Annotated in this window: 12 protein-coding genes; 4 read left to right on the top strand and 8 right to left on the bottom strand. The window is 71.4% G+C overall.

The window, feature by feature from the left end; translation table 11 throughout:
- Nucleotides 1–95: 95 nt before the first annotated feature.
- A complete protein-coding gene (gene fomD / locus ACK8N7_RS12040) occupies nt 96–794 on the bottom strand; it encodes a cytidylyl-2-hydroxypropylphosphonate hydrolase (RefSeq protein ID WP_500442220.1) in 699 nt (232 codons plus the stop codon).
- Nucleotides 795–879: 85 nt separating this feature from the next.
- Nucleotides 880–2295 (bottom strand): class II fumarate hydratase, encoded by a 1416-nt coding sequence (locus tag ACK8N7_RS12035; protein WP_500442218.1) that lies wholly within the window; start codon nt 2293–2295, stop codon nt 880–882.
- Nucleotides 2296–2402: 107 nt separating this feature from the next.
- On the opposite strand from ACK8N7_RS12035, the gene ACK8N7_RS12030 reads away from it, so the two are divergent.
- On the top strand, nt 2403–3962 hold the full coding sequence (locus tag ACK8N7_RS12030; RefSeq protein WP_500442216.1) for a ricin-type beta-trefoil lectin domain protein: 1560 nt from the start codon (nt 2403–2405) through the stop codon (nt 3960–3962).
- Between the two features lie 125 nt (nt 3963–4087).
- On the opposite strand, the gene ACK8N7_RS12025 is transcribed toward ACK8N7_RS12030, so the two are convergent.
- Entirely contained in the window at nt 4088–5392 is a 1305-nt protein-coding gene (locus ACK8N7_RS12025) for a M18 family aminopeptidase (protein ID WP_500442214.1), read from the bottom strand.
- Nucleotides 5393–5983: 591 nt separating this feature from the next.
- Nucleotides 5984–7654 (bottom strand): fumarate hydratase, encoded by a 1671-nt coding sequence (locus ACK8N7_RS12020; RefSeq protein ID WP_403209270.1) that lies wholly within the window; start codon nt 7652–7654, stop codon nt 5984–5986.
- A 191-nt stretch (nt 7655–7845) separates the two neighbouring features.
- On the opposite strand from ACK8N7_RS12020, the gene ACK8N7_RS12015 reads away from it, so the two are divergent.
- Nucleotides 7846–8553: a DUF1707 SHOCT-like domain-containing protein gene (locus ACK8N7_RS12015; protein ID WP_403209272.1), complete on the top strand. Its 708-nt coding sequence runs from the start codon at nt 7846–7848 to the stop codon at nt 8551–8553.
- A 166-nt stretch (nt 8554–8719) separates the two neighbouring features.
- Complete coding sequence (locus ACK8N7_RS12010; protein WP_403209274.1) at nt 8720–9091, top strand: WhiB family transcriptional regulator; 372 nt, start codon at nt 8720–8722, stop codon at nt 9089–9091.
- 80 nt (nt 9092–9171) lie between these two features.
- Here the strand turns inward: ACK8N7_RS12010 and glpX are convergent, their stop codons facing one another.
- Nucleotides 9172–10203, bottom strand: a complete 1032-nt coding sequence (gene glpX / locus ACK8N7_RS12005; RefSeq protein ID WP_015611062.1) for a class II fructose-bisphosphatase — start codon at nt 10201–10203, stop codon at nt 9172–9174.
- A 184-nt stretch (nt 10204–10387) separates the two neighbouring features.
- Between glpX and ACK8N7_RS12000 the strand changes: the two genes are divergently transcribed.
- Nucleotides 10388–10975, top strand: a complete 588-nt coding sequence (locus ACK8N7_RS12000) for a DUF4245 domain-containing protein (protein WP_403209276.1) — start codon at nt 10388–10390, stop codon at nt 10973–10975.
- 119 nt (nt 10976–11094) lie between these two features.
- Here the strand turns inward: ACK8N7_RS12000 and ACK8N7_RS11995 are convergent, their stop codons facing one another.
- From ACK8N7_RS11995 to xseA, 3 genes are all read right to left on the bottom strand, one after another.
- Nucleotides 11095–11685: a malonic semialdehyde reductase gene (locus tag ACK8N7_RS11995; protein ID WP_015611064.1), complete on the bottom strand. Its 591-nt coding sequence runs from the start codon at nt 11683–11685 to the stop codon at nt 11095–11097.
- A gap of 145 nt (nt 11686–11830) precedes the next feature.
- Nucleotides 11831–12088 (bottom strand): exodeoxyribonuclease VII small subunit, encoded by a 258-nt coding sequence (locus ACK8N7_RS11990; RefSeq protein WP_355086978.1) that lies wholly within the window; start codon nt 12086–12088, stop codon nt 11831–11833.
- Nucleotides 12089–12218: 130 nt separating this feature from the next.
- Entirely contained in the window at nt 12219–13460 is a 1242-nt protein-coding gene (gene xseA, locus ACK8N7_RS11985) for an exodeoxyribonuclease VII large subunit (RefSeq protein ID WP_500442210.1), read from the bottom strand.
- Nucleotides 13461–13462: the final 2 nt, after the last annotated feature.

The raw sequence follows: 13462 nt of genomic DNA, 5'->3' as shown, positions 1-13462 counted from the left end.
TGGTCAGATCCGGTGTGGTGCGCGCCGATCACGCCGGCGCGCCCCTCGGTGGGCCGGGCCTGCCGACCGGGCCCCCGGGGGGTGCGTCCAGGGTCTCACGACGGCATATGGGCAGGGGTGCGGTCCCAGTCATCCGGTAGCGGCGGCACCTGCCACCGCGGATCGGGCCGCCAGTGCTCCCAGCCGTCCCGGAACGGCGAGCCCCACGCCGAGATCACCTCGACGGCCGCCCGGCCCGCCTCCCGTACGCCCGCGGCCGTCGCCGGGTCCATCAGGCCGACGTGCTGCGCCTGGGCGAACTCGTCCTCGTCGAGCCATTTCCAGCTGCGGTCCGGATTCACGGAGATGTCGAGAAAGTGATCCTCGGAATCCACCCCTCCGGACCACCGGGTGTGCGGCTCCTCCAGGTTCACGTACCAGTTCCGGAAGAGCCAGCCCCGGTCCCAGAAGAGCCACACCGACCACGGGTCCCCGGGCCGGGCCAGCTTCAGCACCCCCGCGCCGAACCACGTCGAGCGGGCCGTGGTGCGCGGCGCGGTGTAGCGGGTGGCGAGCGGCTCGGCGTGCACCTGGGTGCCGTCGGCCAGGACCGGCCGTACGCATTCGGTGCCGGGCGCCATCCAGACGGCGAGCAGCTCGGCGGTGTCATGGACGACGGTCACCGGGCGGCAGATGTGCACGGGCGGGCCGCCCTGCGCCCGGTGGGCCCGGCCGTTGTCGCGGTAGCGCCAGAGGATCCGGTCCCCCGGCGCCCAGCGTGCGCACTCTCCCGTGCTTGTCCCCGTACCTGTCATGGATGGATCTTACGGAGCGTCCGCGCCCGCCCGCTGCGACTCAGGTCACCCGGGTGACCCCCACTGACCCCGGGTGACCCGCGCGTCACGGCCGTGTCATCCGCAACACGTCCAGCGCCTCGTCCAGCTGTTCCACGGTCAGATCGCCGCGCTCGACATACCCCGAGGCCAGGACGGTCTCGCGGATCGTCGTGCCGTCCTTGAGGGACTGCTTGGCGACCTTCGCGGCCTCCTCGTACCCGATGTACTTGTTGAGCGGGGTGACCACCGAGGGGGAGGACTCCGCGTAGGCGCGGGCCCGCTCCACGTTGGCGGTGATGCCGTCCACCGTGCGGTCGGCCAGCAGCCGGGAGGCGTTGGCCAGCAGCCGTACGGACTCCAGCAGGTTCTTCGCGATGACCGGGAGCATCACGTTCAGCTCGAAGTTGCCGGCCGCGCCCGCCGTGGCGACCGTCGCGTCGTTCCCGGTGACCTGGGCGGCGACCATCAGGACCGCCTCCGGGATGACCGGGTTGACCTTGCCCGGCATGATCGAGGAGCCGGGCTGGAGATCTGGGAGGTTGATCTCGGCCAGTCCCGTGCGCGGGCCGGAGGCCATCCACCTCAGGTCGTTGGAGATCTTCGTCAGCGAGACGGCGATCGTACGGAGCTGGCCCGAGGTCTCCACGAGCCCGTCCCGGGCGCCCTGCGCCTCGAAGTGGTCGCGGGCCTCGGTCAGCGGCAGCCCGGTGGCCGCGGCGACCTCGGCGATCACGGCGGCGGAGAAGCCCGGCGGGGTGTTGATGCCGGTGCCCACCGCCGTACCGCCCAGGGGGAGTTCGGCGAGCCGGGGCAGGGAGGCGCGCAGCCGCTCCACGCCGTAGCGGATCTGGGCCGCGTAGCCGCCGAACTCCTGGCCGAGGGTGACCGGGGTGGCGTCCATCAGATGCGTACGGCCGGACTTGACGACCTCCGCGAACTCGGCCGATTTCCGCCCCAGGGATTCCGCCAGGTGGTCCAGGGCGGGGATCAGGTCGGCGGTGACGGCGGCGGTCGCCGCGATGTGGATGGAGGAGGGGAAGACGTCGTTGGACGACTGCGAGGCGTTGACATGGTCGTTGGGGTGGACATCGCTGCCCAGGCGCTCGGTGGCGAGGGTGGCGATGACCTCGTTGGTGTTCATGTTGGACGAGGTGCCGGAGCCCGTCTGGAACACGTCGACCGGGAAGTGCTCGTCCCAACGGCCCGACGCGACCTCGGCGGCCGCCTCCTGGATCGCACCCGCGATATCGGGATCCAGCACCTTCAGCTCGGCGTTGACCTTGGCGGCCGCGCCCTTGATCCGGGCCAGCGCCTCGATGTGCGCCCGCTCCAGGCGCTGCCCGGAGACGGGGAAGTTCTCCACCGCCCGCTGGGTCTGCGCCCGCCACTTGGCGTGAACGGGGACCTTCACCTCACCCATCGAGTCATGCTCGATCCGGAACTCCGGGGTGTCCTGCGGATCCGACGTCGCGTCGACCATCGTGTTTAAACCTCCTGCAAAAGATGAGCACGTGTCTTGTTCTATGTATTCCCAAGTCGCCTACCGGCCAGTAAATACCGGGGGTAACAACTCACCCGGGAGGCGCAATGAGGCGCACCAGGCTCAGACTTCGAGGGCTCCGTAGCCTTCGCCGGCTCCGCTGTACGGCCGCTGTCACCGCCGCGCTCGCGGTGGCCGCCACCACCATGGCGGTCGCCGGACCGGCCGGCGCGGCCGAGTCGGGTACCGGCTCCAGCACTATCGCATCCACTCCTCTCCCGCCCGCGCTGGAAACGGTCCGGGCGGCCGAGGCCACCCGGCTGTACGGCAGCCCCGCCGAACGGCCGCTCGCCGAACGCAAGACCGGGCTGATCTCGCTGGGCGACAGCGAGATCTCCGGCGAGGGCGTCGGCACCTACGACCCCGGCACCAACGGGCCGGACAACTGGTGCCACCGCTCGCCGGAGGCCGCCATCCACCGCACGGGCATCGCGGCGGACGTCACGTACAACGTCTCCTGCTCCGGCGCCTATACCGGGAACATCAAAATCGGCGGAAACAAGCAGTACGCCGACGAGCTGGTGCAGAGCGACAGCCTCGCCGTCAAGGCCCGCAACACCCGGATCAAGATGATCGTCCTGGTCGCCGGGGCCAACGACGACCTCCAGTTCGGCCCGGTCATGACCGACTGCGTGGTCCGCTACATCACCCTCCAGGGCCCGTGCGAGCCGAAGTACGCGGGCGGCTGGCAGGCCCGCGTGGACGCCCTGGTCCCCAAGGTCGAGGCGACCGTCCGCGACCTGCGCACGGTGATGACCGACGCCGGGTACGCGAACAGCGACTACAAGCTCGTCCTGATGGGCTACCCGAGCCCGATCGGCCCGGACTTCTACGACAACCCGAAGTTCCCCGGCAAGCTGATCTGCGGCGGCCTGGGCTACGACTCCGACACCGTCTGGGGCCGCAACACCGCCGTGCCCGCCTTCCAGGTCGGCATGCGCAAGGCCGCCGCCAACACCGGAGCCGCCTACCTCGACAACTCCCGCCTCTTCCACGGCCACGAGGTCTGCAGCGAGGCCCCCTGGGCGCGCGGGCTCTACATCGACCTCAGCAAGCCCGGACTGCCCGACGAGAACTCCGTACGGCAGTCCTTCCACCCCAACGCGGCCGGCCACCGCGCCTTCGCCTCCTGCCTCACCCAGATGTACGACTCCGGGCTCCGCGAGGCGAGCTGCGCCGACCCGGCGAGCACCGGTAGCCCGGTGCTGCAACGGGCGGCCTGGGACGACGTGTTCACCCCGGTGAAGAACGAGGCCACCGGCACCTGTGTGGACGTCCCCGCCTCGGTGACCCGTAACGGCACCGCGATCGGCGGCTGGGACTGCCACGGCGGCCGCAACCAGAACTGGTGGTACGACGGCGGTACGCAGACCCTGCGCACCGCGCTCAGCCACGACCGGTGCCTGGACGTGTCGGGCGCCAAGTACAACCCGGGCGCCACGCTCGTCGTGTGGGACTGCTCGGGCGCGGCCAACCAGAAGTTCGTGCGGCAGGCGGGCACCATCCGTCCGGCCGCCGCGACCGGGCTCTGTCTGACGCTGGCGGGGGCCAAGGACCCGCTGAAGCTCCAGACGTGCGACGGCAGCGCGAAGCAGCGCTTCGTGTAGGTGCCGTCCGGCAGCGGTGGGTGGCGGGTGCCGTGCGGCGCCCGCCACCCACCGTGTGCTTGGCGGTCCGTCCGCCACCCACCTGTGCCTGGCGGTCCGTCCGCCACCCATCGCGTGCCGTCCTGTCAGGCCCCCGTCATCACCGCGCCCAGGATCGCCGCCAGGTGCGCCGGGTCGTCGACCCCGCACAGCTCGCGTGCCGAGTGCATCGAGAGGCCCGGCACCCCCACGTCCACGGTGGTGACGCCGAGGCGGGCCGCGGTGAGCGGGCCGATCGACGTGCCGCAGGGCATCGCGTTGTTGGAGACGAACGGCTGCCAGGGGGCGCCCGCCCGCTCGCAGGCGGCCGTGAACATCGCGATGCCGGTGGAGTCGGTGGCGTACCGCTGGTTGACGTTCACCTTGACCGTCGGGCCGCCGTTGGGCAGTGGGCGGTGGTCGGGGTCGTGCCGCTCCGCGTAGTTGGGGTGCACCGCGTGGGCCATGTCGGCGGAGACGCAGAACGCGCCCGCCAGGGCCCGCGACCAGTCCTCGTCGCTGCCGCCCCGGGCCGAGACCGAGCGCGAGAGCACCCGCTCCAGCAGCGGGCTCTGAGCCCCCGTCTCGGAGCCGCTGCCGACCTCCTCGTGGTCGAAGGCGGCCAGCACCGGGACGAAGGAGGGCTCGGTGACCCCGGTCGCGGAGTCCACCAGGGCGCTCACCCCGGCGTGCACCGAGACCTGGTTGTCCAGCCGGGACGCCACGACGAACTCCCGCTCGGCGCCCAGGTATCCGGGCTGCTGGATGTCGTGCAGCATCAGGTCCCAGCCCAGCACATCGGCCGGGTCCTCCCCGGCCGCCGCCGCCACCAGCCGCAGCAGCTCGCCCTCGCGCGGGTCGCCGAGCGCCCAGATGGGGGAGATGTGGCGCTGCCTGTCCAGGGCCACGCCGTCGTTGACCGTACGGTCCAGATGGATCGCCAACTGGGGTACCCGGAGCAGGGGTTCGTCGATCTGGACGAGGCTGCTGCGCGGGGTGCCGTCCGGGCCGCCGCGCAGTGCGAGCCGACCGGAGATGCCGAGGTCCCGGTCGAGCCAGGTGTTCAGCGGGACCCCGCCGTAGATCTCCACCCCGATCTGCCGCCACCCCGACGAGCCGGTGTCGGGCGCGGGCTTGATCCGCAGGTTCGGGGAGTCGGTGTGGGTGCCGACGATCCGGAACGGGGTGTGCGCGGGCGCGCCCTCGGGGACGTACCACGCGATCAGCGCACCGGCCCGGCTGACGAAACAGCCGCCACTCGCCCCGGTCCAGTCGTCCGTGCCGAGCAGCTCGCGGAACCCGGCCTTCTCCAGCCGCTGGGCGGCGCTCGCGACCACGTGGTACGGCGAGGGGCTGGCGGCGATGAAGGCGAGCAGGTCGTCGGTGTGGCTGCGGTGGGGGGCCGGGGTCATTCGGCGTCCGCCTTTCCGGAGTTCGGCAGTGGCTGCGCGGGCGAAGGGCCGCAGGGCGCCGGGGGGTGCCCGGCGGATCAGGCCGGTGGAGAATTTCAGGAACGTTCGATAACCCTTCGCGGCGGCCCGGCGCGGCGCAAGCCCGGAAGGCGGCGGGCTGCGGGAAAGCGGCGGTGCCGGACCGGCCATCGGCCCGGCGCCGTGGCCGGGGCTCCCGGGGTCCGGGGCGGGAAAGTTGCCTAACGCATGTTCGCGCGGGGTCCGTTCGGGCGAGCTGACAGGGCCCTGCCCGTGGCGGCCGGACGGCCCTGGTGGCGGTCGGCAGGCGCGTCATGGAGCCTGCCGCACCTGTTCGGGGCGCGGCGGCACCGGGGACGGGCGCGGCCGAGGAATTGGCTTGATCTCGACGTAAGGGCGGGGTTGGCGCGCCCGTACGCGGGAGAAGGGCGCCCGTTCGGACGCCGCCGCCCGGACACGGCGGCGGGGCCCGGACACGGCGGCGGGGCCCGGACATGGCGAAGGGGCCCGGACATGGCGAAGGGGGCGCCCGTCAGGACGCCCCCTCTCCCATCAACCGCTCTCGGCGGCCGGTCAGCCCAGACCGGGCCCGCGCACCGGAATGCTGGTGAACGTCGGCGCCGGGGCGGGCTCGGTGAAGAAGTCGTTGCCCTTGTCGTCGACCACGATGAACGCGGGGAAGTCCTCGACCTCGATCCGCCAGACCGCCTCCATGCCGAGCTCCTCGTACTCGACGACCTCGACCTTCTTGATGCAGTCCTGCGCGAGACGGGCCGCGGGGCCGCCGATCGAGCCGAGGTAGAAGCCGCCGTGCGCGTCGCAGGCGTCGGTGACCTGTTTGCTGCGATTGCCCTTGGCGAGCATCACCTTGGAGCCGCCCGCCGCCTGGAACTGCTCGACGTAGGAGTCCATCCGGCCGGCCGTCGTCGGGCCGAAGGAGCCGGAGGCGTACCCCTCGGGCGTCTTCGCCGGGCCCGCGTAGTAGACCGGGTGGTCCTTCAGGTACTGCGGCATCTCCTCACCCGCGTCCAGCCGCTCCTTGATCTTGGCGTGCGCGATGTCGCGCGCCACGACCAGCGTGCCGGTCAGCGAGAGCCGGGTCTTGACCGGGTACTTGGTCAACTCGGCCAGCACCTCGTCCATCGGGCGGTTGAGGTCGATCTCCACGACGTCCCCGCCCGCCTCGTCGAGGTGCTCGTCGGTGGTGTCGGGGAGGAAGCGCGCCGGGTCCTTCTCCAGCTGCTCCAGGAAGACGCCCTCGGCGGTGATCTTCGCGGTGGCCTGGCGGTCCGCCGAGCAGGAGACGGCGATGGCGACGGGCAGGGACGCGCCGTGCCGGGGCAGCCGCACCACGCGCACGTCGTGGCAGAAGTACTTGCCGCCGAACTGCGCGCCGATCCCGATCTTCTGCGTCAGCTCGAAGACCTTCTCCTCCAGCTCCTTGTCCCGGAATCCGTGCCCGGTGGGGGAGCCCTCGGCGGGAAGCTCGTCCAGGTAGTGCGCGGAGGCGTACTTGGCGGTCTTCAGCGCGAACTCCGCCGACGTGCCGCCGACCACGATCGCCAGGTGGTACGGCGGGCAGGCCGCGGTGCCCAGCGAACGGATCTTCTCCTCCAGGAACTTCATCATGGAGGCCTCGTTCAGGACGGCCTTCGTCTCCTGGTAGAGGAACGACTTGTTGGCCGAGCCGCCGCCCTTCGCCATGAAGAGGAACTTGTACGCGCCGCCGTCGGTGGCGTACAGCTCGATCTGGGCCGGGAGGTTGGAGCCGGTGTTCTTCTCGTCCCACATGGTCAGCGGGGCCATCTGCGAGTAGCGCAGGTTGAGCTTGGTGTACGCGTCGAAGATCCCGTGCGACAGGGCCTCCTCGTCGCCGCCCTCGGTCAGCACGTTCTGCCCGCGCTTGCCCATGACGATCGCCGTACCGGTGTCCTGGCACATCGGCAGGACGCCCGCGGCGGCGATGTTGGCGTTCTTCAGGAGGTCCAGGGCCACGAACTTGTCGTTGGAGGAGGCCTCCGGGTCGTCCACGATCCGCCGCAGCTGCGCCAGGTGGGCCGGGCGCAGATAGTGCGAGATGTCGTGCATCGCCTCGGCGGCCAGCGTGCGCAGCGCCTCCGGCTCGACCTTGAGGAACGTGCGGCCGTCGGCCTCGAAGGTGGAGACACCCTCGGCGGTCACCAGACGGTACGGCGTGGTGTCCTCTCCCAGGGGGAGCAGATCGGAGTACGCAAACTCTGGCATTACGGCCATTCCTCACTCGGCGACAGCGGCTGACCTCCCTTGGGCAGCGCATCAACCAGGGTAGAACGCCGCCTTCGGGCCGATCCTGTGAGGTAAGGCTCACCTGGACGCCGCCCAGGAGGTGTTCCGGGGAGCGGGCGCGCCGCCCGGAGGGGTAGTCGCGATCTATCGCGTTTGGGTACGCTGGGGCGGTGGACCTAGAGAAGCAGCCCCAGCAGCCCGCCCGGCCGGCCGCCCCGCCCGCCCAGGTCTCGCCCACCGAGGCCGTGCCCGGCGACTCCCTCCGCGCCTCCGACGCCGACCGCGACCGGATCGCGGACATCCTGCGTGAGGCGATGGCCGAGGGGCGTCTGACGGCGGACGAGCACGCGGAGCGGGTCGACCTCGTCTACCGGGCCAAGACCGTCGGCGAACTCCAGCCGCTGGTCCGCGATCTGCCCGCCGCCTCCTCCGGCGCCTCCCCGCGCCCGGAGCCGCAGCCGTACGCGTACGGCCCCGAGTCCCCCGACGGCCCCGCCGACAACCTCGTCGCGGTCTTCAGCAGCGCCACCCGCAAGGGCCGTTGGCGGGTCGGCCCCCGGACGAACGCCTTCTCGCTCTTCGGCAGCGTGGAGATCGATCTGACCGAAGCGCTTTTCGGCCAACGACTCACCGTCATCAACGCGACGTCCATCTTCGGCAGCGTCGAGATCCGGGTGCCGGAGAACGTCACGCTGCGCGGCAGCGGAACGGGCGTCCTCGGCAGCTTCGACGTGCGCACGCTGGAGTCGATGGACCCGGAAGCGCCGGTCGTCGTCGTGAACGGCTACGCGGTCCTCGGCAGCGTGGAGGCGAAACCCAAGCGGGGCAAGTTCGTCGCGGACCTCCAGAGGCGGCTGCGCAAGCACCTCGGGCACTGACGACGGGGCGGCGGACGCACGTTCGGGAATCAGCCAGAACGCCTCCCGGAGCCCTTGTCGCACACCGTGCGCCGGTGGCACTGCGTGCTTAGGCGTACACACGGTGGGTATGGCTTGCTGCATCGTCTCTCGCTCGCGAAGCCGTAGCCGTCGTCAGGAGTAGACCGTGCTGCAACCGCCGCATCAGCCTCTGCAGGTCGCCGCCGTTCCTGCCCAGCGGACCCCCGCCCGGGAGGACGAGGCGGGCCCCTGGCACTCGGAGGCGGTGTGCCGCCGGGACGAAGCCGGGCTGTTCTTCGCCCCGTCGAAGGAGCCGACCGCCGCCCGACTGGCCCGTGAGGAGGCCGCCAAGCGGGTCTGTGCCCGCTGCCCGGTGATGGTGGCGTGCCGGGAACACGCGCTGGTCCAGCCCGAGCCGTACGGGGTGTGGGGCGGCCTCACCGCAGCTGAACGCCGGGTCGCGCTGGCCCGTCGGCGCCGCCGCGACATCGAACTGACCGCCGCCGCACCGGCGGAGCGCATAGCCGCGGCCGGCTGAGCGGCCGACGGGGGAGGGGGCGCGGGGACCGTGGCCCCCGCGCCCCCTCTCTCGGCTTCTCGGCTCTCTCTGCTTCTCCGCTACTTCGCGCGGTCGAAGTCGATGGCGCTGTAGGCGCGCAGCTTCGACAGCCGGTGGGTCGAGGAGATCGTCCGGATCGTGCCGGACTTGGAGCGCATCACGATCGACTCGGTGGTCGCCGTCTCCGCGCGGTACCGCACACCGCGCATCAGCTCACCGTCGGTGATCCCCGTCGCCACGAAGAACACGTTGTCGCCGCTGACCAGGTCGTCGGTCGACAGCACCCGGTCCAGATCGTGGCCCGCGTCCAGCGCCTTCTGCCGCTCGGCCTCGTCCTTGGGCCAGAGCTTGCCCTGGATGACACCGCCGAGGCACTTTATGGCGCACGCCGAGATGATGCCCTCGGGAGTGCCGCCGATGCCCATCAGCAGGTCGACGCCGGTGCCCTCACGGGCGGCCATGATCGAACCCGCCACGTCGCCGTCGGAGATGAACTTGATCCGGGCGCCCGTCTCCCGGATCTCCTTGACGATGCCCTCGTGGCGCGGGCGGTCCAGGATGACGACGGTGACGTCCTCGGGCGTGGAGTTCTTCGCCCGCGCGACGCGCCGGATGTTCACCGCCACGGGTGCGTCGATGTCGACGAAGTCCGCCGCCTCGGGCCCCGTGACCAGCTTGTCCATGTAGAAGACCGCGGACGGGTCGAACATCGCCCCGCGGTCGGCGGCCGCCAGCACGGCGATCGCGTTCGGCATGCCCTTGGCGTTGAGCGTGGTGCCGTCGATCGGGTCGACCGCGATGTCGACCTCGGCGCCGGTGCCGTCGCCGACCCGCTCGCCGTTGAACAGCATGGGGGCTTCGTCCTTCTCGCCCTCCCCGATGACGACGACGCCGTTCATCGAGACGGTCGAGACGAGGGTGCGCATGGCCTTCACGGCGGCGCCGTCGGCGCCGATCTTGTCGCCGCGGCCCACCCAGCGCCCGGCGGCCATCGCGGCGGCCTCGGTGACCCGGACCAACTCCAGGGCCAGGTTGCGGTCGGGGGCCTCCGGGGAGACCTCCAATTGGGACGGCAGATGATGCTCGGACATCGGAGCGCACCTTTCTGTACGGCGACGACCGGATATGAGGGTGCTGTGACTCTATCGGTAGGTCGATAAAATGAGCAGTGCGGGTCACGCATGAGCGCCCCGGTCCGTGCTCCCGCCGCCACCCACCGTCAGCACCCGCGCCCGGCCCCACCCTGCGGCCGGGCGCGCCGGGCCGCGTGCCACCATGGACCCCGTGGCAAGCAAGCGAGGCAAGCAGACGGCCAGGAACATGTTCCTGTCGACCTTGGTGACCGCCGCCTGCGCGGGCGTCATCTACATCTTCGTTCCGCACGACGAGAACCTCGACCCGGTCAAGGCCGTCGATTTCACCGTGGAACTGGCGACGGTACGCATCGCCGCGCCCTACCCGGTCGCCGCGCCGGAGGGCCTGCCGGAGCAGTGGAAGCCGACCTCCGTCTCGTACGACGCCGCCGCGGGCAAGGCCTGGCACATCGGCTTCCTCGACCCGGACGGCAAGTACGTCGCGGTCGAGCAGTCCACCGCCGCCGTGCGGACGTACGTCCCCCAGGTCAGCCAGAAGGCCAAGGACAGCGGGGCCACGGAGACGGTGGCGGGCCGCGAGTGGCAGTACTGGAAGGGCGCGAAGTACAACGCCCTCGTCCTGCTGGACAAGGGACACACCACCGTGGTGACCGGCTCGGCACCCAAGGAGCGGCTGGTGGAGATGGCCGCCGCACTGAAGACGGAACCGGTCGGGGGCGCGGTGCCGTCGGCCTCCGCCTCTGCGTCCCCCTCCGCCCCGGCTTCCTGACGGGCGGTCCGCCGTTCTCCGTGCGTACGTGAAGTCTTCCGTACGTACGTGAAGTCTTCGCCGTACGTACGCGAAGGGGCCCGGAACACCATGTGTTCCGGGCCCCTTCGCATGGCAGCTCAGACGGTCGTGATGACCTCGTCGTAGGAGAGGCGCGGGCTGCGCGGGAACCAGGCGTCCTCGCCCGGCTTGCCGATGTTGACGATCATCAGCGGGGTGTGGTCGCCGTCCAGGAACTCCTTCTGGACGCCGGCGGCGTCGTAGCCGGTCATCGGTCCGGCGGCCAGGCCGGCGGCGCGGACGCCGATGATGAAGTAGGCGGCCTGGAGCGCGGCGTTGAGGCCGGCACTGGACTCACGGACCGGGCGCTCGGCGAAGAACATGTCCTTGGCCTGCGGGAAGTGCGGCAGCAGCGCCGGGATCTCCTCGTGGAACTCGTTGTCGGCGGCCAGGATCGCGACCAGTGGAGCGGTGGCGGTCTTGGGGCGGTTGCCCTCGCTCATGTGCTGCACCAGACGCTCGCGACCCTCGGCGGAGCGGACCAGGACGACGCGCAGCGGCGACTGGTTGAAGGCGGTCGGGCCGAACTTGACCAGGTCGTAGATGGCCTGGACCTGCTCGTCGGTCACCGGCTCGTCGGTGAACGTGTTGGCGGTGCGGGCCTCGCGGAAGAGGAGGTCCTGGGCGGCGGGGTCAAGAACGAGGGACATCTGGGGCAAACCTTCCGGACGGGCATGGGGGGAAGCGGTGCGTCGACCGTAACGGAGAGGTAGGTTAACTTTCAACTAAAACCGGAGTGGAGTGATCCACTCCACAACACGGCCGCAGTTGCCGGGCAGCGGTGATCGCCAGGGATCAGTCGTCGGAGGCCGGACCCCCGCCGGGCTCGTCCTGCGGGCGGGCCAGTGCGGCGTCCAGGCGGGCCCGGGCGCCCTCCAGCCAGTGGCGGCAGATCTTCGCCAGCTCCTCGCCCCGCTCCCACAGGGCCAGCGACTCCTCCAGCGTCGTGCCGCCCGCCTCCAGCCGGCGCACGACCTCGATCAGCTCGTCCCGCGCCTGCTCGTACCCGAGCGTGCTCGTCGCGGCAGCCGCCGCCGTACCGTCGTCCGTCATGTGATCCACCCTAAATGTGAGCTTGCTACGTCATCGTGGGCACTGCCCCGTCGCCGACCGCCGACCGCCGACCGCCGACCGCCGACCGCCGACCGCCGACCGCCGGACCGCCGGACCGCCGACATCCGGTTCACCCGTCCCCGTCCCCGTCCCTGCCCCCGCTCCCGTCCACCCGCACCGTGAACTCGCCCTCCGACACGCGCGCCCGCAGCGGCTCACCGGGCGCCCCGGCCTCGGCGGGGGAGCGCACCACATGTCCGTCGGGCCGCTGGAGCACCGCGTACCCCCGCTCCAGTGTGGCGGCGGGCGACAGCGAGACGACCCGGGCCCGGGTGTGCGCGAGCTCCGAATCGGCCCGGTCCAGCAGATGGCCCAGCACCCGGCGGCTCCGCCCGACGAGCGCGTCGATCTCCGCCGCCCGCTCGTCCACCAGCCGCTGGGGGTGCTCCATGGCGGGCCGGCCCAGCGCGTGCGCGAGCCCCCGCTCCTCGCGGTCCAGGATCCCCCGTACGGTCCGCAGCGCCCGGTCCCGGAGCTGCTGCACCCGCTCCAGCTCCTCGCCCACGTCCGGTACGACCTTCTTGGCCGCGTCCGTGGGCGTGGAGGCGCGCAGGTCGGCCACCAGGTCCAGCAGCGGGGAGTCGGGTTCATGGCCGATCGCGGAGACCACCGGCGTACGGCAGGAGGCCACGGCCCGGATCAGCTGCTCGTCGGAGAACGGCAGCAGGTCCTCCACGCTGCCGCCGCCCCGGGCCACGACGATCACATCCACCTCGGGCAGCGCGTCCAGCTCCTCGACCGCCCGGACCACCTGACTGACCGCGTTCACCCCCTGCACGGCGGTGTTGCGGACCTCGAAGCGCACGGCGGGCCAGCGGCGGCGCGCGTTCTCCAGGACATCGCGCTCGGCGGCGGAGGCCCGCCCGCAGACCAGCCCGATGAGCTGGGGAAGGAAGGGGAGCGGCTTCTTCCGGTCCAGGGCGAAGAGCCCCTCGGCGGCGAGCGACTTCTTCAGCTGCTCCAGCCGCACCAGCAGCTCGCCGATGCCGACCGGCCGTATGTCGGTGGCCCGCAGCGAAAGCTGCCCCCGTGGCGCGTACCACTCGGGCTTGGCGAGGACGACGACCCGGGCGCCCTCGCTCACCACGTCGGCGATCCGGTCGAAGACCTGCCGGAAACAGGTCACGCTCACCGAGATGTCGTGCGAGGGGTCGCGCAGGGTCAGAAAGACGACCCCCGCACCCGGCCGCCGCGACAGCTGGGTGATCTGCCCCTCCACCCAGATGGCACCGAGCCGGTCGATCCACCCCCCGATGAGCCGCGACACCTCACCGACGGGCAGCGGCGCTTCCGCGGACGTATTGAGAGCCATGC

This window comes from Streptomyces griseobrunneus (genome assembly GCF_046713465.1).
Taxonomy (GTDB): Bacteria; Actinomycetota; Actinomycetes; order Streptomycetales; family Streptomycetaceae; genus Streptomyces; species Streptomyces microflavus.
The sequence above is the reverse complement of the archived record's forward strand: the minus strand, read 5'-3'. Positions and strand labels throughout refer to the sequence as shown.